The following is a 381-nucleotide window of genomic DNA, read 5'->3' as shown; positions in this document are numbered from 1 at the left end:
ACCAGCCAGCAAGACGGCGATCGCCCCGCCGCAGCTGTGCTGCGACGGGGCGATCATCCGGTCAGACCGTCTGGTTCACCTCAGACGGTCTCGCGGCGACGTGCGAGCACCAGGGCGGCACCTGCCAGCACCAGCCCGGAGCCGAGCGGCACCAGCCAGCCGGCGGGACCGCCGGTGTCCGGCAGCTCGACGATGCCACCGACCGTCGGCGGCTCCTCGACGATGCCCGCCACCGCGCCGCAGAGCGTCGCAGCGTCGAACGCGCTCAGGTCCACACCTTCCGGCAGCTCCTGGAGGATCGTCACCTCCGAGGCACCCTGTGCGTAGGTGTACGGGAAGGTTCCGAGGAAGCCGTTCAGGAGCGCTTCGGCCTGGTCGACA

General features: G+C 70.9%; 1 protein-coding gene. It reads right to left on the bottom strand.

Features of this window, described 5'->3' with window-relative positions; all coding sequences use genetic code 11:
* Positions 1–80: 80 nt before the first annotated feature.
* Positions 81–381, bottom strand: a 301-nt coding sequence (locus ACOADB_RS07450; RefSeq protein WP_378597333.1) for an LPXTG cell wall anchor domain-containing protein, incomplete at its 5' end; no start/stop codon positions are given.

This window comes from Nocardioides sp. CPCC 206348, assembly GCF_048654705.1.
Classification (GTDB): domain Bacteria; phylum Actinomycetota; class Actinomycetes; order Propionibacteriales; family Nocardioidaceae; genus Nocardioides.
This window is presented reverse-complemented; position numbering and strand designations above follow the sequence as displayed.